Annotated in this window: 17 protein-coding genes and 1 pseudogene; 6 read left to right on the forward strand and 12 right to left on the reverse strand. The window is 59.5% G+C overall.

What is annotated here, in order from left to right:
• The first annotated feature begins 30 nt into the window (after positions 1–30).
• The gene (gene ilvN / locus QNI81_RS08615) at positions 31–591 is read left to right on the forward strand and encodes an acetolactate synthase small subunit (protein ID WP_005610137.1); all 561 of its coding nucleotides are present in this window, start codon (positions 31–33) and stop codon (positions 589–591) included.
• 100 nt (positions 592–691) lie between these two features.
• Here the strand turns inward: ilvN and QNI81_RS08620 are convergent, their stop codons facing one another.
• Positions 692–1,021 carry a hypothetical protein gene (locus QNI81_RS08620; protein ID WP_009178798.1) on the reverse strand — a complete coding sequence of 110 codons (330 nt, stop codon included), beginning with the start codon at positions 1,019–1,021 and terminating at the stop codon, positions 692–694.
• A gap of 315 nt (positions 1,022–1,336) precedes the next feature.
• Here QNI81_RS08620 and QNI81_RS08625 point away from each other — a divergent pair, with 315 nt between their 5' ends.
• On the forward strand, positions 1,337–2,098 hold the full coding sequence (locus QNI81_RS08625; RefSeq protein ID WP_005610130.1) for a helix-turn-helix domain-containing protein: 762 nt from the start codon (positions 1,337–1,339) through the stop codon (positions 2,096–2,098).
• Here QNI81_RS08625 and QNI81_RS08630 read toward each other — a convergent pair.
• From QNI81_RS08630 to QNI81_RS08655, 6 genes and pseudogenes are all read right to left on the reverse strand, one after another.
• The gene (locus QNI81_RS08630; protein ID WP_126137247.1) at positions 2,091–2,897 is read right to left on the reverse strand and encodes a DUF2189 domain-containing protein; all 807 of its coding nucleotides are present in this window, start codon (positions 2,895–2,897) and stop codon (positions 2,091–2,093) included. The two genes, QNI81_RS08625 and QNI81_RS08630, sit on opposite strands and share 8 nt — an antisense overlap.
• Positions 2,898–2,944: 47 nt before the next feature.
• On the reverse strand, positions 2,945–4,324 hold the full coding sequence (locus QNI81_RS08635; protein ID WP_283966247.1) for an amidase: 1,380 nt from the start codon (positions 4,322–4,324) through the stop codon (positions 2,945–2,947).
• A 223-nt stretch (positions 4,325–4,547) separates the two neighbouring features.
• A pseudogene (locus QNI81_RS14775) lies at positions 4,548–5,176 on the reverse strand (LysE family translocator).
• A gap of 232 nt (positions 5,177–5,408) precedes the next feature.
• Entirely contained in the window at positions 5,409–6,410 is a 1,002-nt protein-coding gene (locus tag QNI81_RS08645; protein ID WP_283966248.1) for a hypothetical protein, read from the reverse strand.
• 4 nt (positions 6,411–6,414) lie between these two features.
• On the reverse strand, positions 6,415–7,539 hold the full coding sequence (gene prfB, locus QNI81_RS08650) for a peptide chain release factor 2 (protein ID WP_283966249.1): 1,125 nt from the start codon (positions 7,537–7,539) through the stop codon (positions 6,415–6,417).
• A 115-nt stretch (positions 7,540–7,654) separates the two neighbouring features.
• Positions 7,655–10,162 (reverse strand): penicillin-binding protein 1A, encoded by a 2,508-nt coding sequence (locus QNI81_RS08655; RefSeq protein ID WP_065326569.1) that lies wholly within the window; start codon positions 10,160–10,162, stop codon positions 7,655–7,657.
• A 565-nt stretch (positions 10,163–10,727) separates the two neighbouring features.
• Between QNI81_RS08655 and QNI81_RS08660 the strand changes: the two genes are divergently transcribed.
• Complete coding sequence (locus QNI81_RS08660; RefSeq protein ID WP_283966250.1) at positions 10,728–11,597, forward strand: class I SAM-dependent methyltransferase; 870 nt, start codon at positions 10,728–10,730, stop codon at positions 11,595–11,597.
• Between the two features lie 32 nt (positions 11,598–11,629).
• Here QNI81_RS08660 and QNI81_RS08665 read toward each other — a convergent pair whose 3' ends face one another.
• Positions 11,630–12,868: an N-acetylmuramoyl-L-alanine amidase gene (locus QNI81_RS08665; RefSeq protein ID WP_263643624.1), complete on the reverse strand. Its 1,239-nt coding sequence runs from the start codon at positions 12,866–12,868 to the stop codon at positions 11,630–11,632.
• A complete protein-coding gene (locus QNI81_RS08670) occupies positions 12,868–14,013 on the reverse strand; it encodes a pyridoxal phosphate-dependent aminotransferase (protein ID WP_283966251.1) in 1,146 nt (381 codons plus the stop codon). Before QNI81_RS08670 ends, QNI81_RS08665 begins: the two co-directional genes overlap by 1 nt.
• Between QNI81_RS08670 and QNI81_RS08675 the strand changes: the two genes are divergently transcribed.
• Together QNI81_RS08675 and QNI81_RS08680 are read left to right on the forward strand one after the other, a co-directional pair.
• Complete coding sequence (locus QNI81_RS08675; protein ID WP_283966252.1) at positions 14,012–15,457, forward strand: M48 family metalloprotease; 1,446 nt, start codon at positions 14,012–14,014, stop codon at positions 15,455–15,457. The two genes, QNI81_RS08670 and QNI81_RS08675, sit on opposite strands and share 2 nt — an antisense overlap.
• Positions 15,454–16,218 (forward strand): DsbA family protein, encoded by a 765-nt coding sequence (locus QNI81_RS08680; protein ID WP_009179115.1) that lies wholly within the window; start codon positions 15,454–15,456, stop codon positions 16,216–16,218. Before QNI81_RS08675 ends, QNI81_RS08680 begins: the two co-directional genes overlap by 4 nt.
• A gap of 63 nt (positions 16,219–16,281) precedes the next feature.
• Here the strand turns inward: QNI81_RS08680 and ispG are convergent, their stop codons facing one another.
• The 3 genes from ispG to hemA form a co-directional block, all read right to left on the reverse strand.
• Positions 16,282–17,415: a flavodoxin-dependent (E)-4-hydroxy-3-methylbut-2-enyl-diphosphate synthase gene (ispG, locus tag QNI81_RS08685; protein ID WP_283966253.1), complete on the reverse strand. Its 1,134-nt coding sequence runs from the start codon at positions 17,413–17,415 to the stop codon at positions 16,282–16,284.
• A 121-nt stretch (positions 17,416–17,536) separates the two neighbouring features.
• On the reverse strand, positions 17,537–18,754 hold the full coding sequence (locus QNI81_RS08690; protein ID WP_065330071.1) for a helix-turn-helix domain-containing protein: 1,218 nt from the start codon (positions 18,752–18,754) through the stop codon (positions 17,537–17,539).
• Positions 18,755–18,882: 128 nt separating this feature from the next.
• Positions 18,883–20,106, reverse strand: coding sequence for a 5-aminolevulinate synthase (gene hemA / locus QNI81_RS08695; protein WP_005622852.1), 1,224 nt, complete (start codon positions 20,104–20,106; stop codon positions 18,883–18,885).
• 495 nt (positions 20,107–20,601) lie between these two features.
• Here hemA and QNI81_RS08700 point away from each other — a divergent pair, with 495 nt between their 5' ends.
• The gene (locus tag QNI81_RS08700) at positions 20,602–21,993 is read left to right on the forward strand and encodes a dipeptidase (protein ID WP_126137257.1); all 1,392 of its coding nucleotides are present in this window, start codon (positions 20,602–20,604) and stop codon (positions 21,991–21,993) included.
• Positions 21,994–21,997 lie beyond the last annotated feature (4 nt).

Genomic DNA, 21,997 nt, shown 5'->3' on the forward strand with positions numbered 1-21,997 from the left:
TGCCCCGATATTTCGAGGAAAGGGACTGACATGTCTGCCCTACACATCAAAAAAGGTGCTTCCAAGCACTCCGCCTATAACCTACGCCCGAATTTCTCTGACACGCAGGAGCGGCACACGATCACAGTGCTGGTGGAAAACGAACCCGGCGTACTGGCGCGCGTCATCGGGCTGTTTTCAGGCCGTGGTTACAACATCGACAGCCTCACCGTGGCCGAAGTCGACCACACCGGGCATCTGTCGCGTATCACCGTGGTCACCACCGGCACGCCGCAGGTGATCGAACAGATCAAGGCGCAGCTCGGCCGCATCGTGCCGGTGCATGAGGTTACAGACCTGACTGTGGCGGGCCCCTTTGTGGAGCGCGAACTGGCCATCGTCAAAGTGGTCGGCGAAGGTGAAAAGCGCGTCGAAGCGATGCGGCTTGCGGATATCTTCCGCGCCAAAGTGGTGGATACCACGCTCAACAGTTTCATCTTTGAGATCACCGGCACGCCCGACAAGATCGATGCCTTTGCCGACCTGATGCGTCCGCTGGGTCTGACCAAGATCGCCCGCACCGGCGTTGCCGCACTTTTGCGCGGTGAATAACCGCTGCGCATTTCAGCCCGTGTAAATACAAAAAGCGCACCAAATGGTGCGCTTTTTTTTGTGTCCGCTTTATGATCCGGGGTCGCCTGAGACGTAATCGTTAAGCGCGCAGCAATTCCGGGAAAGGCAGAATTTTTGCGCTTTTGCGTTCACCGGTACTGCGGCGTCCCTCAACACGGGAACTACATCGTTCCGGGATCGACAGGGTGGCCACCTCTGCGCCCTGATGGGCGGTATCAACCGGCTCCTCGCTGCGGTTCTGTTCGCCGCGTTTGCGCGCGCGCAGCACCTCCGCAAGGCTCGGTTCAGCACTTGGTTCAACCACTTGTACGCCGCCGGCCATGCGCACACCGCTTTCATACCGGCTTTCAAATTCTACCAGATCGCCCTTTTGCAGCGAAATCGCATCAGCGACCTCCTCCTGCTGCATGTAGTAGGCTAAATCTCTTTGATCTTCACACCAGATGACCGCTTTTGACTTTGCGGTATCGGCCCATACGACAACCCCGATCATTGCGGACCCCATTTTTGCCCGACTCTATTCTGCGTCAAAAGACGGAATTCAAACATCCCAAAGTTTCGAATAGGGAATTGCAATTTGTGTCGGCATTGATACGCTACAGCGTCATAAACTCCGCAACTGAACCTAACTCGCGTCACCCCATGATGCCCTTGTGAACCATCACGCCGCTATCCCGGAACAAACATGTTAAAAAGCTCCCGATCCCCCGCAGAATTAAGGACAGTGTTCGGAGACAATCTGCGCAGTCTCGCTCGGGAGTATCCGTCCATTTCGGAGCTGTCGCGTCGCCTTGGCATCAACCGGACGCAGTTTAACCGCTACCTCTCTGGTGAGAGCTTTCCCCGCCCCGATGTACTGGATCGGATCTGCAACTTTTTTGAGGTCGATGCGCGGATTTTGCTGGCCCCGGTGGAAACCCTCGACCGTCCGGAAGGCAGCGCGCTGCACAGTGACTACCTCAAGGATTTTATCGATGCAGGCCTGATGCGCGTCACCGAGGATGTATTTCCAACCGGGTTTTATCGCTTCACCCGGCGCAGCTTTATCAGCGACGAGAGTTACGTTCTGGGCATCGTACATGTGAAACGCATTGATGGTGTCACCTATGTGCGCGGATATGAGCCGCGCGCCGGCATGCGCTATCAAGGGCTGTCCACCCATGGCCCCTCGCGCGAGTATCGCGGCTATATGACCTGCCATGAAGACGGGGTGGCCTTTGTGCTGAGCCGCCGCAACACGCTGACTTATTCGTTCAACTATCTTGCGCGGGTCTCAGCGGCGGAAAACAGCCTCTGGACCGGTTATGTGGCACGCACCATCCGCGAAAGCGAAAGCGGCGAGCGGGTGCTGCGGATGATCTATGAGTATCTGGGCAATGATGTCAGCACAGCCATCGCGGCGGCGCGCGGCTGTGGCTTTACCACCGCGCCTGAGATCATCCCCTTTCACCGCCGCCTGTTGCAGCTGGGCACACCGTTTAAGTAACGTCCTCCTCGACCCGCAGCAGCCGGTAGAGATGCCAGCTGGAATGCCCAAGCCACGGCAGTACGATCAGCAGGCCGAAGAACCCCGGCAAAAGCGCAACAAAGGTCAGCGTGGCAATCATCACAGCCCATGTCAGCATCGGCAGCGGATTTGCCTGCACATAGGCAAAGCTGGTGATCATCGCTGTTACAAAATCGATCTCGCGATCGAGCAGCAGCGGCAGGCCCAACACGGTGATCATATAGATCAGCAGCGCAAAGAGCGCGCCGACCACCGTGCCCACCCCCAGCATCATCACCCCCTGCGTGGTCAGGAACACTTCTGACGAGGTGGAGACATTGACCATCGGCATATGGCCAAGAAACAGCGCAAAGATCATATGACCGAGGAAGAACCAGAACAGGAACACCACGATGATAATGGCGCAGATGGATGGCAACTGGCGGCGACTTTGCTCAAAGATCACGCCAAAGATCCGCCCAGCATCCAGCCTGCGCCCCTGCTCGATCCGGTGAGAGACCTCGTATAGCCCCACCGCCGCAAAGGGGCCGATCAGTGGAAAGCCTATGGCCGCAAGAACCAGCCAATAGCTGGTTTGCGTCCGAAGCGTCACCCACGCCATGAACCAGCCCGCAAGCACGTAGAAGCCGGCAAAGATCAGACCGTAGATGGGCTTGGCGCAGAAATCGCGCCAGCCCCCACCGAGCGCCTGCTTCAACGTTGCCCAACTGACGCGTCGCAACTCTGGCACGCCCAATGGGCGCGTGATGGGGGCGGTGGTTTCTATGGTTTGCGTCATCTTGCTCCCTTTTGCCTGGCCTGTCCGAGCTGAGTGTGAGGTGGCGGCTATGTGGCCGAGCGCGCCCGATGATACCCCTGCCCTAGTCCAAGGATCTGCGCGTCGCTGCCATGGGGGCCGATGATTTGCAGACCAATGGGAAGCTGGTCCGGTCCGCCACGTCCGGCTGGCACCGCAAGCGCAGGCAGCCCAAGGAGGCTTGCAGGCACCACAACCTCCATCCAGCGGTGGTAGGTGTCCATCGCCTGTCCTGCGATTTCTTTCGGGTAGTCCCATTCCACCGGGAAGGGCCAGCATTGCGCGCTTGGCAACAGCACCGCGTCATAGCTGTCAAACATACGCGCAGCCGCACGCATCCAGCCCGCACGCAAATCTGATGCCTCTTGCACCTCTTGGCCCGAAAACCCCAGCCCACGATCAAGCTCCCAAAGAGCGGCCTCTTTCAACTGATCGCGTCGGTCTTTCAACGCGCGCAAGCCCGCCGCCACGGCAAAGGAGCGCAGCGTGATCCAGCTGTGCCAGATTTTCTCAGCCGGATAGGGAGGCGCCAGACGATCAACCTGATGGCCCAGCCCCTCCAGCGTTGCAATGGCCGCCTCGCAGGTGTCGAGGATGCCCTCCTCCATTGGATAGGCCCCTCCCCAATCGCCAAGCCAGCCCAACCGCAGCGATCTAGGTTTGCTGAGCGGAGACACTTTTTCAGCCCCGCGGTGCACTGGCAGGCGCGGATCGCCGCCAGACATCACATCCATCAACAGCGCCAGATCGTCAGGTGTGCGCGCCATCGGCCCATTGCTGGCCAGAGTGTGCAAAAAGACATCGCCAACCGGTTCAGACGGCACCCAGCCCCAGGTCGGGCGAAAGCCGTAGATCTCATTCCAGCCCGCCGGATTGCGCAGGGACCCCATCATGTCAGAGCCATCCGCCAGCGGCACCATTCCCGCAGCCAGCGCAACCGCAGCCCCGCCAGAAGAGCCCCCCGCAGACCGGCTTGGGTCCACCACATTGCCAGTTGCGCCGTAAACGGGATTATAGGTGTGCGAGCCAAGGCCGAATTCAGGCGTATTGCTCTTGCCGATCACGATCACGCCCGCCGCGCGCAACCGCGCCACAAAGATATCATCGTCCTGCGCCACCTGCCCCGCAAAGATCGGCGATCCCTGCGCGCAGACCAGACCTTTTGCATTGGACAGATCCTTGATTGCCATTGGCACACCGTGAAGCACACCGCGCTCATCCATCGGCACCGCATCTGCTGCGTGCGCCTCTGCCATCAGCTCCTCGGCCGAGCGCAAGGCAACAATCGCATTGAGTTCCGGGTTGCGCTCAGCGATCCGCGCAAGTGTGGCTTCCATCAAAGCCTCGGCGGTCAGCGACCCGCGCGCGAGGTCCTGCAAAATCTCGGTGGCTGTCCTGTCGCAAAGCATGATCGCAATTTCCTCTCAGTCTATATGATTGAGAGCCTAGGACGCCGATAACGGTCTGAAAAGCCCCTAAAATTCTGCCGCACTACAGAATGCCCGATGCGCAGCCCTTGATAAATAGATGCCTGTGAGATGCATCTATAATTTGCACGGAACCGCAAACTGGCAGGATTGGTACGCGCCCTAGCCGCGCGCGGCATTCAGGCGAGGCATCACAGGTGAAAACCTACGGCGACTGGATGCGCGCTGTCAGGATCTTGACGCTGGCGGCACCAAATCCAACCGCAAATGCCCCTTCAAAACCACGGCGCAGTTTGAGGTAAATCCTTGTCATGCTCTGCGATGAGAAAAGCAGCGCATATCCGTGAAACACCAGCGCACTCTGTACCCCAACCGCCGCAATGACAATTATCAAGTCCTGAACGCCGGTTCCAGCCGGAACCCCAAGAGAGAACAAAGACCCAAAGAACAATATTGCCTTTGGGTTGGTCAGATGAGCGCCAAGCCCTTTGCATAAAGGGAGCGTTTTCCGCCCGCAAAGGACTTTGTGGCCAAGTCCTTGTTGGAGAGCGCAGATCGCGCCGCCTTATACGCCAGATACATCAGATATGCGGCACCGAAATAGCGCACCATCTCAAAGATCCAGACATGCGCCAGCATAACGGCCCCAAGGCCCATTGCGGCAGCAACCGACCACGTCAGAGATCCGGTGGTGATACCCGCAGCCAATGCAAGCCCCGAGGCCCGGCCAGAGGCCATAGAGGTCCCGGCAAGGGCAAGCGTCGCAGGACCGGGACTGGCCACCGCGATCAAAGCCGCAAGGAGAATGAGCGAAAGGTTCACATCTAAAAGCATCGGATCTCCTCACAGCAATTTTGCTCACCGTTTCGCACGCATCCCCGATTGTCGATTTCTGGCTTGATCGCGCCCTGACAGGCGCCCGCAGCGCGCCCGTCAGGGCGCCCAACGCCGGAAGGGCATCTATGATGCCTGCACCGGAGGCGGGAGCCATTCGCGCCAGCAAGGGGCGTTGGCCGTCAGGTCAATGCGGCGACGCACACTGAAGAGACCCAATGGGACGCGCGGCCTAGAAGCGACACAACGGCGGACGCGGCGTACCTTTGTTGGAGAATGACGCGCCTTCAAACCATCCGGCGCCAATAGCGCCCCAAAGCACGTCAACCCCGATCCAGGCATTTTCGGGCTTCTCATCTGCCAATTCTGCCCAAAGCTTGTTCGCTGCACCACCAATTATTGCATCAGAAACTGCGCCTCCTTCACAGGAGGTCTTTTCGCTGATCTGCCTGATGAAGGCATCGAAATACTGTTCCCGAATGGTGCGATCATGGGCTATGGCCTCCATATCCTCGTCCGACCAACAAACAGGCGTTGTCAGCATCATGGCAGGTGGCGTTTGCAGGGGGCTTTTGGAAAAAAACACAAGTTCTCCTGACTTCACACCAGCAGCTATGAGCTTCGCGTACGCACGAAAGCTGCGCTCTTCTGGCCAACCGCGTGTCTCTTTCAACTCCTTCATCAAAGCGGAGGCGTCTACGACACAAGGATAGCGCTCAACATATTCGGCGAGGTCATCCGGGTCTATGCCGGCCTTGCGCAACTCGTCAGCCGAAATGCCTTCTTCCTCAAAATCACGCAACGACAGATCAAACTCCCTAAGCGTTTCTGCCGTCTCACCAAGGTGTTGAATCGTCTCGAGAGAAGGCACCCACAAGTCTCTCTGCAAGGTATCTTGAAACTCGGGACTGTTCAGCGTCAGCTCTGATGTAACATCGGGAAAGCGGATCGTGCAGACATCTGGGCCTAGCAGAATCCAGTCGCGTTGCTGCTCTGCAGATCCATCCGCCAGAAGCCGTGCACCAAGGGCCTTTAGTGCGTTGCCATCAAGCCCCACCGCCATGGCAGCGCCCGCGCTATGCGGCCCGATCACGCAGCCATCGCCACCGAGGTAAGTCAGCAACGCCTCTTCAGTTGTTTCCGGAGTGGGGGCGCGATCTTCTGCCGCTGCGGGAAGGATACCTCCGAGAAGCAGCCACGTGACCATGACACACTTCAGCGCAGGTATCCGCATGGCCTTAGTCTTCGCTCTTGGCGTCGGCGCGGCTTTTGCCGGCGACTTTCATCGCCAGTGTCGCGGCCATAAATCCATCCAGATCACCATCCAGCACCCCTTTGGTGTCGGCGGTCTCATGGTTGGTGCGCAGGTCTTTGACCATCTGATAGGGCTGCATCACATAAGAACGGATCTGGTTGCCCCAGCCCGCGTCGCCCTTGGCTTCGTGCAGGGCGTTCACCTCGGCGTTGCGACGATCAAGCTCCAACTGATAGAGACGCGATTTCAGCGCCTTCATGGCAATGTCGCGGTTCTGGTGCTGCGATTTCTCGGATGAGGTCACCACGATGCCCGTGGGTTCGTGGGTGATCCGCACCGCAGAGTCGGTGGTGTTGACGTGCTGACCACCTGCACCGGACGACCGGTATGTGTCGATGCGGATGTCGGCCGGGTTCACCTCGATCTCGATATTATCATCAATCACCGGATAGGCGCCCACGGCGGCAAAGGATGTTTCGCGCGTGCCCTTGCCAAAGGGCGAAATCCGCACCAACCGGTGGGTGCCGCTCTCGGACTTCAGCCAGCCATAGGCGTTGTGGCCCTTGATCTGATAGGTGGCGGATTTGATCCCCGCCTCAGCGCCCGCCTGCTCTTCCTGCAGATCAACGCTGAAGCCCCGGCTCTCGGCCCAGCGCACATACATCCGCGCCAGCATCGACGCCCAGTCGCAAGCCTCGGTGCCGCCGGCGCCGGCCTTGATCTCCAGAAAGGCATCATTGGGGTCGGTCTCGCCATCCAGAAGCGCTTCCAGCTCTTTCTGGGCGGCTTTTTCCTTCAGCGCCTTCAGGGTGTCCTCGGCGTCCTTGACGACCTCGTCATCCTCTTCCATCTCGCCAAGCTCAATCAGCTCGACACTGTCGTCGAGGTCCTGGCGAATGCCCTTATAGGTGTCGATTGCGTCGACCAGAGACTGACGATCCCGCATCAGCTTTTGCGCCGCCGCCGGGTCATCCCAGAGGTTGGGATCTTCCACACGCGCATTGAATTCCTCAAGCCGGAATTCCGCCGTCTCCCAGTTCATCCGCTGGGCAAGCAGGTCGAGCGATTTTTCGATATCGGCCACGATGGTCTGGATCTCGGCGCGCATGAGCATTCCTTGAAATCTTGTTTGAGAGTGGGTGATACCGCACGTCCGGGACCACTACAAGAGTGCGGGCAAGCGAGGATCTCTCGCCTGCCCGCATCAAAACGATTGGGGATGGTTAGTAAAGCCCGCCAGAGCTGACGTCACCAAAGGTCGCCTTGGGGCCCAGCACGGCGGTGCCGCCGCTGGAGGTGGTGACCTGACGCCCGGATTCGGTGACCTCCTCAAAGAGCGGCAGGTTGGAACCCATACCAAAGCCCCCATCAAAGGCGAGACCAAAGATCGGCTCTTCGCCATCGCGGAAATACTCCGCCACCACATTGGCACCCCCAGCTTCATTGGGCAGACGGCTGCCGGTGTAGCGGTCGATCTTGATAAAGTGGCCACCGGGGGGCACTTCGAACGGGCCGCCACCGTATTTTTCGGTCGCCTTCTGCATGAACTGCTGGAACACCGGACCACACAGCGTGCCACCGTACCCACGACCGCCCCGCATCGGGCGCGGGTTGTCATAGCCAAAATAGCAACCTGCCACGATGTTCGATGTGAAGCCCACAAACCACGCATCCCGCGCGTCATTGGTGGTCCCGGTTTTGCCTGCGGTGGGCACTGGCAGATTGATAACGCTGGAAGCCGTGCCGCGATCCACCACACCTTTGAGCATGGAGGTCAGCTGATACGCGGTGATCGGATCCATCACCTGTTCGCGGTTGGTCACGATTTTGGGCGCGATGCCCTGTTCCAACTCCGTATAGCTACAATCGACGCAATCGCGATCATCATGGCGATAGATCGTCCGGCCAAAGCGGTCCTGAATGCGGTCCACCAGTGTCGGCTCAACCCGCTCACCGCCATTTGCAAACATCGCATAGGCTGCGACCATCTTATAAAGAGTGGTCTCTTCCGCACCGAGGGAGTTGGCGAGGAAGGTGCCCATGTTGTCGTAGACACCAAAGCGCTCAGCATAGCCCGCCACCACCGGCATACCGACCTCTTGCGCCAAACGAATGGTCATCAGGTTCCGGCTCATCTCGATCCCGGTGCGCAGCGGTGTGGGGCCATAGAACTTATGGTTGGAGTTCTTGGGCCGCCAAACCCCCTGCGGTGTGTTCACCTCGATGGGGGCGTCGATCACGATGGTTGCGGGGCTATAGCCACTATCAAGTGCCGCCGCATAAACGAAGGGCTTGAAGCTGGAACCCGGCTGACGCTGCGCCTGAGTGGCGCGGTTAAAGACCGAATGCTGGTAGGAAAAGCCCCCCTGCATCGCCAGAACCCGGCCAGAGTTCACGTCCATCGCGACAAAACCGCCCTGCACTTCTGGAACCTGACGGGCGGACCAGTGTTTGACACTGTCGCCATCGCGGATCGCCATAGCGTGGATCACATCCCCCGGCTTAAAGTTGTCAAAGAAGTTGCCGCGCATCCATTTGATGTCAGAGCGCGGAATGGTTCCGGTGCCTTCGACGCTTTCAACCCCGATGGTCAGCGCATTGTCTTCGACCTTCAGAACCACCGCTGGCAGCCACGCGCCATCCTCGGTGATAATATCGCGGGAGGCATCGGAATTGCTCAGCGCCTCGCGCCAACTGGTTTCCTCGCCCAGAAGCTCCGGGTCGATCTCGGCGATCGGACCCTGCCAGACACCGGTGCTGCGGTCGAACTGTTCCAGCCCCTTGCGCATGGCAAGGGCCGCTTCTGTCTGCATTTCCTCGTCGATGGTGGCGCGGATGGTGAAACCACCGGTAAAGAACTCCCCCTCACCAAAGTCGACAGACAATTGGCGGCGGATTTCATCGGTAAAGTAGTCACGCGGCGGCAGTGCCGTGCGGAAGGCGTCGAAATCACCGTTCTGTACCGAACGCAACGGCTGGTCGCGCTCCACTTTATAAACGGCTTCAGAGATATAGCCGTTCTCTTTCATCTCGCGCAGTACGTAGTTGCGACGATTGAGCAGGCGTTCATGTTCGCGCACCGGATGGTAGTCGGAGGGCGCTTTGGGCATCGACGCCAGTGTCGCGGCCTCATGCGGTTCCAACTCGCCAAGCGTTTTATTGAAATAGGTCTGCGCCGCTGCCGTCACACCATAAGAGTTCTGACCGAGGAAAATTTCGTTCAGGTACAGCTCAAGGATCTTATCCTTGGACAGAGTCTCCTCCAGCCGGGTGGCGAGGATGATCTCTTTGATTTTACGCTCCGCGCGACGGTCGCCGGACAGCAGGAAGTTTTTCATCACCTGCTGGGTAATGGTGGAGGCACCGCGGACGTTTTGACCACGCGATTTTACCGCCTCGATACCAGCGGCCAGAATGCCGCGCGCGTCGTAGCCAGCATGAGAATAGAAGTTCTTGTCTTCGGCCGAGATAAACGCCTGTTTCACCAGCGCCGGAATTTCATCCGAGGGCGTGAACAGGCGGCGTTCCTTGGCAAATTCGTCAATCAGCTGCCCCTCGCCCGAGAAAATCCGGCTGATGGTTGGCGGCTGGTATTGCGCCAGTGATTCATGGCTCGGCAAATCCCGGCCATAGACCCAGAAAATCGCCCCGATGGACAGGGCCATAACCCCAATGCCAAGGGTGATGGTACTGAATATGGATCCAAAGATGGACAGAATGAATCTGATCACAGTGTGGGCCTCTCTCGCACGATGCGGCCCCTTATAGGGGGCAAGGTGACAAGGGTCAAAACGAGTTATGGCGGCACCAAAGGCACCACCGGTTAGGAGGTAGCGCGCAGCTTAGCAGATGCCAGCGCGCCTGTATCCTCAGATTGGGATATGAGGGCATAAACCGGCAAAAACCAGCGAAATCGGCGATAAACTGCGGGGAAGATGATGGCACGTCGCATCATGCTGCAGCGCCAAGCATGTGAGCGCCGCCCAGGCCCGCCCATGGGGCAGATCCCTGAGGACGACGGCGGGATGGTGTGAAATTCGACCCGGAAGCAACAGGTCCAGTCCGGGGAAACTTCTGTCTTGCCTCCCCTTCGTGGGTTCAGATAGCTGGTAGAAAATCCTCGCCGCCCAATAGCCTCAGGAATTTGACGTGCATCCATTCGAACCTCTGTCCCCCAAAAAGAGCTGTCCGATCTGCCAAGAAAACAGTGTCGCATACTTCAGCAGCTACCCCTCAGAGGTCGAACCGTTCGCTTCAACAGTGGTCGAATATTGCACGCATTGCGGGTCAGGATACGTGCCCGGCGCAGGCGCATTGCTGGACGGCTACTATGAGACAGAATATTCACGGTCCAACCGCCGCGACCGGATGATGGAGCCCAACCTCTATTTCTCAGAAGCCACCCGAGAAAAAAGCCCCAAGCTCTCGCGCTATTTTAAACGCGGGACACGGCAGCTGGATCTGCTGCGCGATTTGGGCAACCCGGTGGAACGGTTGCTCGATTTTGGCAGCGGTCCCGGATATTTGCTATATCTGTCCAACGCCAAGGAAATTGCCGCTTTTGAACCCGACAAAGACAGCGAAAAATACCTCTCGCATATCAACGCAACGCAGTATGTCGCGCTGCAGGATTTGCCCAGAGATCACTTTGACGCTGTGGTCTCTTCGCATTCAATGGAGCACCTGCCGGTTGGCGATTTGATCGCCACGCTCAGGGTCTTGCTGGCGGCATTGAAGCCGGATGGGCATTTGCTGATCGAGGTGCCACAAGGTGGTCTGAGCCACCTGAAATTGAGCAGCCGTCACGACCCGCATACGATTTTTTTCACCAACGAAGGATTGCAGGTCGCGGTCAAAGCGGCGGGCGGTGATATCGTGTTTTCCAAGTGTTTCTCGCCAAAGAAGGCCAAGCGCCGCCCAGATGCGATCTACACGCCCGAAGGAAATGATTTCATCCGCTACCCCGGCGGCGCATTGACCGTGGTGGTGCGCAGAGGCGCGCATTTCGTCGCCCCCGCGCCGCAGTCTGGCGCCCCTGCCGGGACACAAACCACTGCTCAGCAGCCGATAATCGGCTCTGTCCTGCGCAAGCTCGGAGCCAAGCTGCCGCAGCCCATGCGCCGCCTGGCCGGCAAAATTGCCCGGCGCTTAGGGCTATTGCACTAAGGCGTTTTGCTCCGGGGCCGAAGGGCGCGCCGCTATTGGCGCACCAAGGCCCGGCGGGCGGCGTCTTCTTCGCGCCATGCCAGCAAACCGTTCAGAATGCTTTGCGCCGTTTTTGCCTGCCAGTCGGGATCAGTAAGCAACTCCAGATCGCGTGGGCTGGACATAAACCCAAGCTCGATCAGGATGGACGGGATGTCGGCGGATTTCAGCACCGAAAACCCAGCGGATCGCAGCGGGCGACGGTTGACCGGTCCGCCCTGCTCCATCAGGGCCTCAATCACCGAACGCGCAAGGGCCGTGCTGCGCGGGTGGGTCTCTTGGCGAGCCAGATCGAGCATCACGTCCGTGACCTCATCATCTGCGTCAGTCAGATCACTGCCTGAGAGCAAATCGGCGCGGTCGTGGCGCTCTGCGAGCTTGGCAGAGGCCACATCGGAGGCGTCTTTTGACAAAGTGTAGACCACAGTGCCATGGGCCATGCCTTCGGTGACCGCATCTGCATGCAGCGAGATGAACAGATCCGCGCCTTGCTGATGCGCCATGGCAATCCGGCGTTCGAGCGAGACGAAATAATCGCCCTCCCGCGTCAACAGCACCTCAAACGCACCAGAACGCACCAGACGCTCCCCCAGATCATAGGCAAAGGCCAGCATCAGGTCTTTTTCGGCAATGCCCCCCTCGGCCTCAGCGCCGGGATCAAGGCCGCCATGACCCGGATCGATCATCACCACCAAGGGCGCGTCCTCATCACGGGGCGCATTTGTGGTGATTTCAGCGGCACTCGGCAGATCAAGACGTGGATCATGTGGCGCACCTGCGGTGGCGGCAAAGGTCTCTGCATCCGTCGGCGCAAGCCTGACCAGAAGGGTTGCGGCACTGGTTTCTGCGTCGATATTCATCGCGGCCGTGCGTAGCTGCATCGGCTCTGTCAGTTTCAGCACCATCCGCGACCAGCCGGGCACATAGCCACCAAACCGCGCGCTTTCGATTGTCTCGGAGCGGTCAAATGCCTCTAGCTGCAGCCCGGTCCAATCCACTTCCTGAAAGTCCAACACCAGCCGATAGGGGTCGCGCAGCGCAAAAATCCGGTATGGCACCCCTTGGCTGAGGCCCAGTTGCAGCTCCACATCTGACCCTTTGTCCACGAGACTACTCTGTTCGGGCAGCACCCGCGCCAATGCGGAAAACCCCTGCGCCAGCGCCGCAGCAGGCGACAGGATCGACAGGGTCAGGATCAGGCAAGTCGTAAGGCGTGCCGCAAACAGTCGCATCACGCCCGCGCCTCCATAAAGGTCTTCAACCGTGCAAGGCCTTCCTCAATGTCAGCGGTAGAGCGCGCATAGGAAAACCGCAGCGTGGTGGCACCGCGTACGGGATCGAAATCCAATCCCGGCGTCACCGCAACCCCTGCGTTTTCAAGCACTTCTGCGGCAAAGCTGCGACTGTCATCGGTGAGGTCCGAAACATCCGCGTAGACATAAAACGCCCCGTCCGGCGGTGCGATTTTGGTGAACCCCGCCTTGGGCAGCCCCTCAAGCATCAGAGCGCGGTTTTTCGCGTAAACGGCAAGGTTGGCTTGCAGCTCCTCGTCACAATCCATCGCGGCGAGGGCCGCGACCTGACTGGCGTGCGGGGCGCAGATGAACATGTTTTGCGCGATCCGCTCAATGGTGCGGATATGATCCTCGGGCACCACCATCCAGCCGACACGCCAGCCGGTCATCGAGAAATACTTGGAAAAGGAGTTGATGACATAGGCGTCATCCGAGATTTCCAGCGCCGTCACCGCCTTAGCCTCGTATTCGATGCCGTGATAGATCTCGTCAGAGATAAAGCTCGCACCCTCAGAATGCGCGGCCTCCATCAGCGCCGCCAACGCCGGTTTGTCGAGCATGGTGCCGGTGGGGTTGGCGGGGCTTGCCACCATCAATCCAGCAAGATTCTGGTCGCGAATATCATCGGCCACCGGTTGCAGGCGATGCTCGGGCGCGGTCTGAATGTCCACGGGCTGCATGCCAAGGGCGCTCAGGATCTGGCGATAGGACGGATAGCCCGGCGCGCCAATGCCAACCCGGTCGCCACTGTCAAAGAGCGATGTGAAACTCAGGATGAATGCCCCCGAAGAGCCGGGGGTGATCACCACCCGATCCGGGTTCAGGTCCACATTATACCACTCGCCGTAAAGCCGTGCGATACGTTGCCGCAGCGCCGGCAGCCCAAGTGCGACGGTATAGCCCATGGCGTCACGCTCCAACGCATCGGCAAGCGCCCGCCGCGCGGCCTCTGGCGCGCCCGTAGAGGGCTGGCCCACTTCCATATGGATGATATGACGGCCCTGCTCTTCCGCTTTACGGGCAGCTTCCATCACATCCATCACAATGAAGGGATCGACCTTGGACCGGCTTGAGTTTCGCATGTTGATCTCCCATGGTGCGGCCATGAGTTTTGACCGCGTATTCTCTCTGGCGTCAATCCCGTGTGCACGCCTGTTTCGACTTCTTTCCCACGCGGTCAGAGGCCGGTCGGGATATATGCAGACGCAGGGTCTGATCCTGGTGGCGGCGCTGACGCTGGCCCCATTCGCCGCACAGGCCCAATCCATCCGGCTGCTGCGCGACGCCGATATCGAAAACGGCCTGACGGAACTGGCGCGTCCCATCCTGACCGCGGCGGGTCTTAGCCCGCGACGGGTGCGGATCCTTGTGGTAGATGACAGCAGTTTCAATGCTTTCGTGATCGACCATCGCGCAATATTTGTGAACTACGGGCTGATCTTAAAGGCGGAAACGCCTGAAATGTTGCAGGCGGTCCTGGCCCATGAAGCCGCCCATATCGCCAATGGCCATATCGGGCGGCGCATTCAGAATATGCGGTCTGCAAGCACCGCTGCGGGCTTGGGCACGGCGCTTGGGATGCTGGCCGCGATCTCGGGTGGTGGTGAGGCTGGCGCAGGCGTGGCCTTTGGGGTGCAATCATCAGCACTGCGCAACTTCCTGTCCCACACCCGCGCCGAAGAATCCTCCGCCGACCGCTCCGCTATCGGGTTCTTGACCGCCGCCGGGATCAATCCCAAGGGTATGGTTGACCTGCACCGCATCTTTGCCGGACAAGAGGCGCTCAGCGCCTCGTCGCAAGATCCTTATATGCGGTCACACCCGCTGACCCGTGACCGGATGCGCGCGGCCGAGGCCTATGTGGCGAGCGCCGGTGACGGCCCCGCAACCAATCCCAAAGCCGCCTATTGGCTGGCGCGGGTGCAGGGCAAGCTTTCTGCGTTTACCCGTGCACCGAGCTGGACCAAACGGCGCAGCTCTTCCGAGACCTATGCGGATGTGAAGCGGATGCGTCTGGCTGTGGCGCAGCATCGCCAGCACAATTTTGGCCGCGCCCAAAAAGAAATGCAGGCGCTTTTGGCCTCTCGCCCCAAGGATGCCTATTATCATGAGCTTTGGGGGCAGATCCTTTATGAGAACCGCCGCTGGGCGGCGGCCGTCGCGGCGTTTGGCACCGCGGCAAAGCTGGCCCCAAATGAACCGCTGATCCTTGCGAGCCTTGGGCGCGCAGAACTCGCTGCAGGCAATCCGCGTGCGGCACTCAAGACGATGGAAAAGGCGCGCGGTCTCGATTTTCGCAACGCAACCTTGCTGCGTGATATGTCGCTGGCTTACGCCCAGACCCAACAAACCGGTATGGCCGCCCTTGTGACCGCAGAGCGTTACGCCCTGCAAGGGCGGCTGAAAGATGCAGGCCCGCACGCAAAACGCGCAACGGGCCTGCTGGCAAAAGGGTCTCCGGCGTGGCGCCGGGCCCAAGATGTTCTGATTGCCTTTGAACAAGACGAGAAAAGGAAACAAAAATGATTGCCCCGACACGCATGGCCCTGATGGCGGCCTGCGCGCTCTCTCTCACCGCTCCGGCGGCGCGGGCGCTTGACCTCGACAATATGACCCCCGGCGAGCAGGAGGCCTTTGGCGCGGCTGTACGCAGCTATCTTCTGGAAAACCCGCAGGTGATCCTTGAGGCGGTGGATGTGCTGGAACAACAGCAGCAACAGGCCGAAGCGGCACGCGACGATGCCTTAGTGAAGGCCAACCTGCAGGAATTGCAGGACGATGGCTATTCCTGGGTGGGGGGCAATCCCGAAGGTGATATCACCTTGGTCGAATTCATGGACTACCGCTGTGGCTATTGCCGCAAGGCCGCGCCTGAAGTCGAGGCATTGCTGGCGGCTGACAAGAATATCCGCTTTGTTGTCAAGGAGTTCCCAATCCTTGGGGAAGCCTCCATGGTGTCTTCGCGTTTTGCGGTGGCCACCAAAATGGTTGCTGGTGACGAGGCCTATAAGAACATCCACGACACGTTGATTGCCTTTCAGGGGGAACCAAATGAGGTCGCGCTGCGCCGCATGGCTGAAGGTCTGTCACTGGATGCGGATGCAATCCTTGCCAAGATGGATGACCCGGAGGTGACGGACCAGATCCAGCGCACCCGCACTCTGGCACAGACTTTGTCGATCTCTGGCACGCCGACCTTTGTTCTGGAAGACGAGATGCTGCGGGGCTATCTGCCCGCAGATCAGCTTCAGATCATGATCGACACTATTCGCGAAAATCGCAGTTGATCCACCCGCCGGGGGCTCTGCCCCCGGACCCCCGGGATATTTGGGGTTAGAAGATGCAGGGCATCATCCCGCCGCTTTGATCTCCTCAGCCGCTTGCGCATCCAGCGCGGCGGCTTTTTTCTCGACCTCTTCTACGATGTGGTCGATCATCTGGTCATTGGACATTTTGTGGCTGGCCTTGCCCGCCAGATAGACCATGCCGGAGCCGGCCCCGCCGCCGGTGAAGCCTACGTCGGTCATCAATGCCTCGCCCGGGCCGTTCACGACGCAGCCAATGATCGACAGGCTCATCGGGGTTTTGATGTGTTCGAGCCGCTCTTCCAGTGCCTCAACCGTCTTGATGACGTCAAAGCCCTGACGCGCGCAGCTGGGGCAGGAGATGATGTTAACGCCCCGGTGGCGCAGCCCGAGGGATTTGAGGATTTCAAAGCCCACTTTGACTTCCTCGACCGGGTCTGCCGAGAGGCTTACACGTAGGGTGTCGCCGATCCCCATCCACAAAAGCTGACCAAGGCCGATGGCGGATTTGATGGTGCCGGACATCAGCCCTCCGGCCTCGGTGATGCCGAGGTGAATGGGCGCATCGGTGGCATCCGCAAGCATCTGATAAGCGGCAGCCGACATGAAGACGTCAGAGGCTTTTACCGAGATCTTGAACTCGTGAAAATCATGATCCTGCAGGATCTTAATATGGTCGAGACCAGACTCGACCATCGCATCTGGGCAGGGTTCGCCGTATTTTTCCAGCAGGTGTTTTTCCAAGCTGCCCGCGTTCACACCGATGCGGATTGAACAATTATGGTCGCGGGCGGCTCTGATCACCTCTGCCACACGCTTTTCATCACCGATATTGCCGGGGTTGATGCGCAGGCAGGCCGCCCCCGCCTCTGCAGCCTCAATGCCGCGTTTGTAGTGGAAATGGATGTCGGCGACGATCGGAACCGGGCTTTCGCGCACGATTTCCTTGAGCGCACGGGCTGAGGCCTCATCCGGGACCGATACGCGCACGATGTCAGCGCCCGCCTCTGCGGCGGCCTGTACCTGCGCGATGGTGCCTTTGATATCGGTGGTCAATGTGTTGGTCATCGTCTGCACCGCAATGGGCGCATCGCCTCCGACGGGCACATTGCCCACATGGATCTGGCGGCTCTTGCGGCGTTCGATGTTCCGCCAGGGGCGGATGTGATTCATGGACATGGCTGCCTCGTCCTGCGTGTCGCGTGCCCCTTAGATAGGCCGACGCCCCGGAGCCTGCAATGGCTGTCCGGGGCGTTGTGCAAATCCATGGGTCATCCCGGCGTGATACACGCGGTATTGATCAGTCGGAGTTGGTGACCGGGCTGGTTTGGGTGGCGCGCAACTGGGCCACCATAGTGGCAAGCGCCTGATTCTGTTCTGCCTCTAGATCGGCGATCTGAAAGCGTCCGCTTAGAGCGTCGGGAGAGAGGTCGACGTTCTTAGTGACCTGACCGCGCCCACCGACGGGGCCGTAGTGCTGGCCATTGACCGCAAAATAGATCGCGCTGCTCTCGCCGGTGCGTAGCTGTGGCGCATCCTCCGTCAGCGGCACCTCGAAGGTCTGTCCCGGCTCCATGATGGTTTCAAAGATCACAGAGCCATCGGCCGCTTTGACCTGAACCCAAGAGGGGCGCACGGCGATCATTTCGACCGAAGGCGCGCGGTCTTCGAGAACCTGCGGCACCGCGAGGTCGGTGTATTCATTTGCGGGCACCATGGCATCAGCCAAGACAATGCCCGGCTGCTCAAACCCGGCGAAATTGCCGTGGGCGCGCGGATCGAGAGTGGAGATCGGCGCATCACGGGCCACCAGCACCGGCACATCAAGCGCCTGTGGGCGATAAAGACGGTCCAAAGCCTCGGTCGCGGGATCTTCGGTCAGTTCTGCCGCTGCAAGCGTCGCGCTGGCCAGTGGGTCAAGCTCCGCCAGAACTTCTGGCGTTTGCTCGACAGGGGCGAATGTCACCTGCTGCACCTCGTGCAGAATTTTCCAGCCACCGAAGCCCAGACCACCGATTACGGTGGCCAGAACCAAGAGCGATCCGATGGCGCGCGGGTCAATCTGGCTGAGAAAGCTGTCGGTCACCGGTACAAATGGCGTGGCGGAATTGCTGAAGGCATCGCCGCCAAGACCATTGCTGCTGGCAGCGGCCATATCACGGGGTTTGCGCACCGATGCCTCGGACGACATGCCATGGGCGACGGAAAATCCGCTTTCGGCGCAAAAGCCCGCAAAGGCCTTTTCCGGGTCCATGTTCAGATAGCGGGCATAGGAGCGCACATACCCTGCAATAAAGCCGGGCGTGTCGAAAACGGTCGGGTCGCAGTTTTCAATCGCGTCGATGTAAGAAGCCTTGATCCGGAGCTCGCGTTGTACATCCAGCAGAGACTTACCCATGGTTGCGCGTTCACCGCGCATCATGTCGCCAAGTCGCAACTCGAAATCGTCGAAACCGCGTGGCGGTTCCGGGGTATCTTCACGACGTCCAAAAGTGCGCTGCGTTAGGCGCCCGATCATGCCTGCTGTCCCATCAAGTCCTGCCGTTTTGCGACATTTACGCTGTACCAACCGATTCCCGATTCGTCAGCGCAGTTTCATTGATGAAAGAATAACACAATTCTGTTTAATGAACACTTAGCTTAGGTTCATCCGGCCAGTTCGGCGCGATTTAGCGCACAATGCGACCAAAGGTTATCCATTGCGCGGATCAGGTGGTCCATTTCGCCGGGCCCATGCACCGGAGACGGCGTAAAACGCAGACGTTCGGTGCCGCGCGGCACGGTCGGGAAGTTAATCGGCTGCACGTAGATGCCAAAATCAGACAGCAGCATGTCCGACAACTTTTTAGTGTGGACCGGGTTTCCAACAATCACCGGCACGATGTGGCTGCCGTGGTCAATAACGGGCAGGCCCATCATCTTGAGGCGTGTTTTCAGGTAACGCGCCTGTTCTTGATGCTTGTCACGCAGCTCCTGCGCTGTCTTCAGATAGCGCACAGACGCCGCCGCCCCTGCGGCAATCGCAGGCGCCAGCGAGGTGGTAAAGATGAAACCCGGCGCATAAGAGCGAATGGCGTCGCACATTTTCTCTGAGGCGGCGATGTAGCCGCCCATGACGCCATAGGCCTTGGCGAGGGTGCCGTTGATGATGTCGATGCGATGCGCGAGGTTGTCGCGTTCAGTCACGCCCCCACCCCGTGGGCCATACATCCCCACCGCATGCACCTCGTCGATATAGGTCAGCGCGTTGAATTCATCGGCGAGATCGCAGATTTCCTCGATCGGGCCAAAATCGCCATCCATGGAATAGACGCTTTCAAAGGCGATGAGCTTGGGCGCGGCGGGATCATCGGCCTCCAGCAACTCGCGCAGATGGGCGACGTCATTGTGGCGGAAGACCCGCTTGGCGCCACCGTTGCGGCGCACGCCCTCGATCATTGAGGCATGGTTCAGCGCGTCGGAATAGATGATGAGACCCGGCAGCAGCTTGGGCAGCGTCGACAAGGTCGCGTCATTGGCAATATAGGCGGAGGTGAACAGAAGTGCTGCCTCCTTGCCATGCAGATCGGCAAGCTCGGTTTCCAGTTCTTTGTGATAGACCGTGGTGCCGGAGATATTGCGCGTCCCGCCCGAGCCTGCACCGGTGGAGTCGATTGCTTCGCGCATCGCCTTCAGCACAACCGGATGCTGGCCCATGCCAAGGTAGTCATTGCCGCACCAGACCGTGATCTCTTGTTCGCTGCCATCGGGGCGGGTCCAGACCGCATGCGGGAACTGACCACGGCGGCGTTCGATATCAATGAACGTCCGATAGCGGCCCTCTTCGTGAAGGCGTTCAATCGCTGCGTCGAGTTGTGCGGTATAGTCCACCGTCATCTCCATAGCTGTCTGCCGGTGCCACTCCGGCCTGGCTGCGTCTTGATCCCGACCTGCCCCTTGGGGCAACAAACGCCGCGATCCTTGTCGCGGTGTCTAACCGGCACCTTTGTCCTCATCAACGTGATAGAGTGTCACGGCCCCCATCATCCTTGATACAGGTCAAATAAACCTTTCAGGGGTTTTAGAACCATTCTGAACTTCAGGCAAGCTTGCGGAGCATCAAAGCTGCCATGCATCCTGCGCGCAAAACGCCGCAGGGGGTGGGCTGTGTTGCGGATAGGAAACCTTTGTTCTGCAACGGGTTTTGCGTGAGTGCCTTGCGTGCAAAAGCCCGGCGCCCGCCGAAAACCGCTGGTGATGTTTTGATACAATCGTGCGACTGGCCCTTGTCATATTGCGCTGCTAGGCTCCGTCCCGAGACCCGCCCGGCCCTGTCGATGTGTCATCGCGCCCGGTGCGGGCAGGCACTATTTTCAGGAGCGACCCATGTCCCTTACCCCGGTTCTCGATAAGATCGATTCCGATATTTCCGCCGCCACCGACCGGCTGCTGGAGCTTTTGCGTATTCCCTCCATTTCCACTGACCCCGCCTATAAGGCCGACTGCGACGCCGCCGCTGACTGGTTGGTGAAGGATCTGAATTCCATCGGCATCAAGGCCGAAAAGCGCGAAACACCGGGCCACCCCATGGTGGTGGGCCATGTGGGCGAAGAAAACACCGACGGCCCGCATCTGCTGTTTTACGGCCATTACGACGTGCAACCGGTAGATCCGCTGAACCTGTGGAACACGCCGCCCTTTGAGCCGAAGCTCGAAGAGACCACGAATGGCACGGTGATCCGGGGCCGTGGTGCATCGGATGATAAGGGCCAGCTGATGACCTTTGTGGAGGCCTGCCGCGCCTGGCAAGCGGTGCATGGCACCCTGCCCTGCCGCATCACCTTCTTCTTCGAGGGCGAAGAGGAATCCGGCTCACCCTCGCTGATCCCCTTCCTCAACGCCGCCAAGGAAGAGCTGTCGGCGGATATTGCGCTGATCTGCGACACGTCGATGGTGGCGCGCGGGGTGCCGTCGGTGGCGTCGCAACTGCGCGGTATGATGAAGGATGAGTTCACCCTGATCGGCCCCAAGATTGACCTGCATTCCGGTCATTACGGCGGTCCCGGCCTCAACCCGCTGCGCGAGATGTCCCACATCATCGCCTCTTTCCACGACCCCGAAACCGGTGCCGTCGCCGTGGAGGGGTTCTATGAAGGAGTGCATGAGGTGCCCGCCGATATCCTGCGCCAGTGGGAAGGCTGCGGCTTTGACGAAAAAGACTACCTGTCCAATGCCGGCTACACCGAGGCGCATGGCGAGAAGAAATATTCCGTGCTGGAACAGCAATGGGCACGCCCAACGCTGGAGATCAACGGTCTTTGGGGCGGCTATCAGGGCGCGGGCACCAAGACAGTGATTCCGTCCGAGGCGCATTGCAAAATCACCTGCCGTCTGGTGGGTGACATGGACCCGGCAGCACTGCGCAAGAAGATCCGCAAACATGTCGAGGATCGCCTGCCCACGGATTGCACCGTGAAGTGGGATCTCGATCTAGATGGTGCCCCCGCCTATGTGATCGACACTACCCGCCCCGAGTTTGAGGCCGCCCGTGGCGCGCTGACCGAGGAATGGAACCGCGAGGCGGTGTTCTCCGGCATGGGCGGGTCCATCCCGGTGGCGGGCTATTTCAAGTCGATCCTCGGAATGGACGCGATGCTGATCGGCTTTGCCAATGAGGATGACGCGATCCACTCTCCGAATGAGAAATATGACCTAGAGAGCTTTCACAAAGGTATCCGCTCTTGGGCGCGTGTCCTGGACGCGCTGAGCAAGGCATAAAGCG

Origin of the sequence: Tritonibacter sp. AK171, assembly GCF_030127025.1 — a bacterium.
Classification (GTDB): Bacteria; Pseudomonadota; Alphaproteobacteria; order Rhodobacterales; family Rhodobacteraceae; genus Epibacterium; species Epibacterium mobile.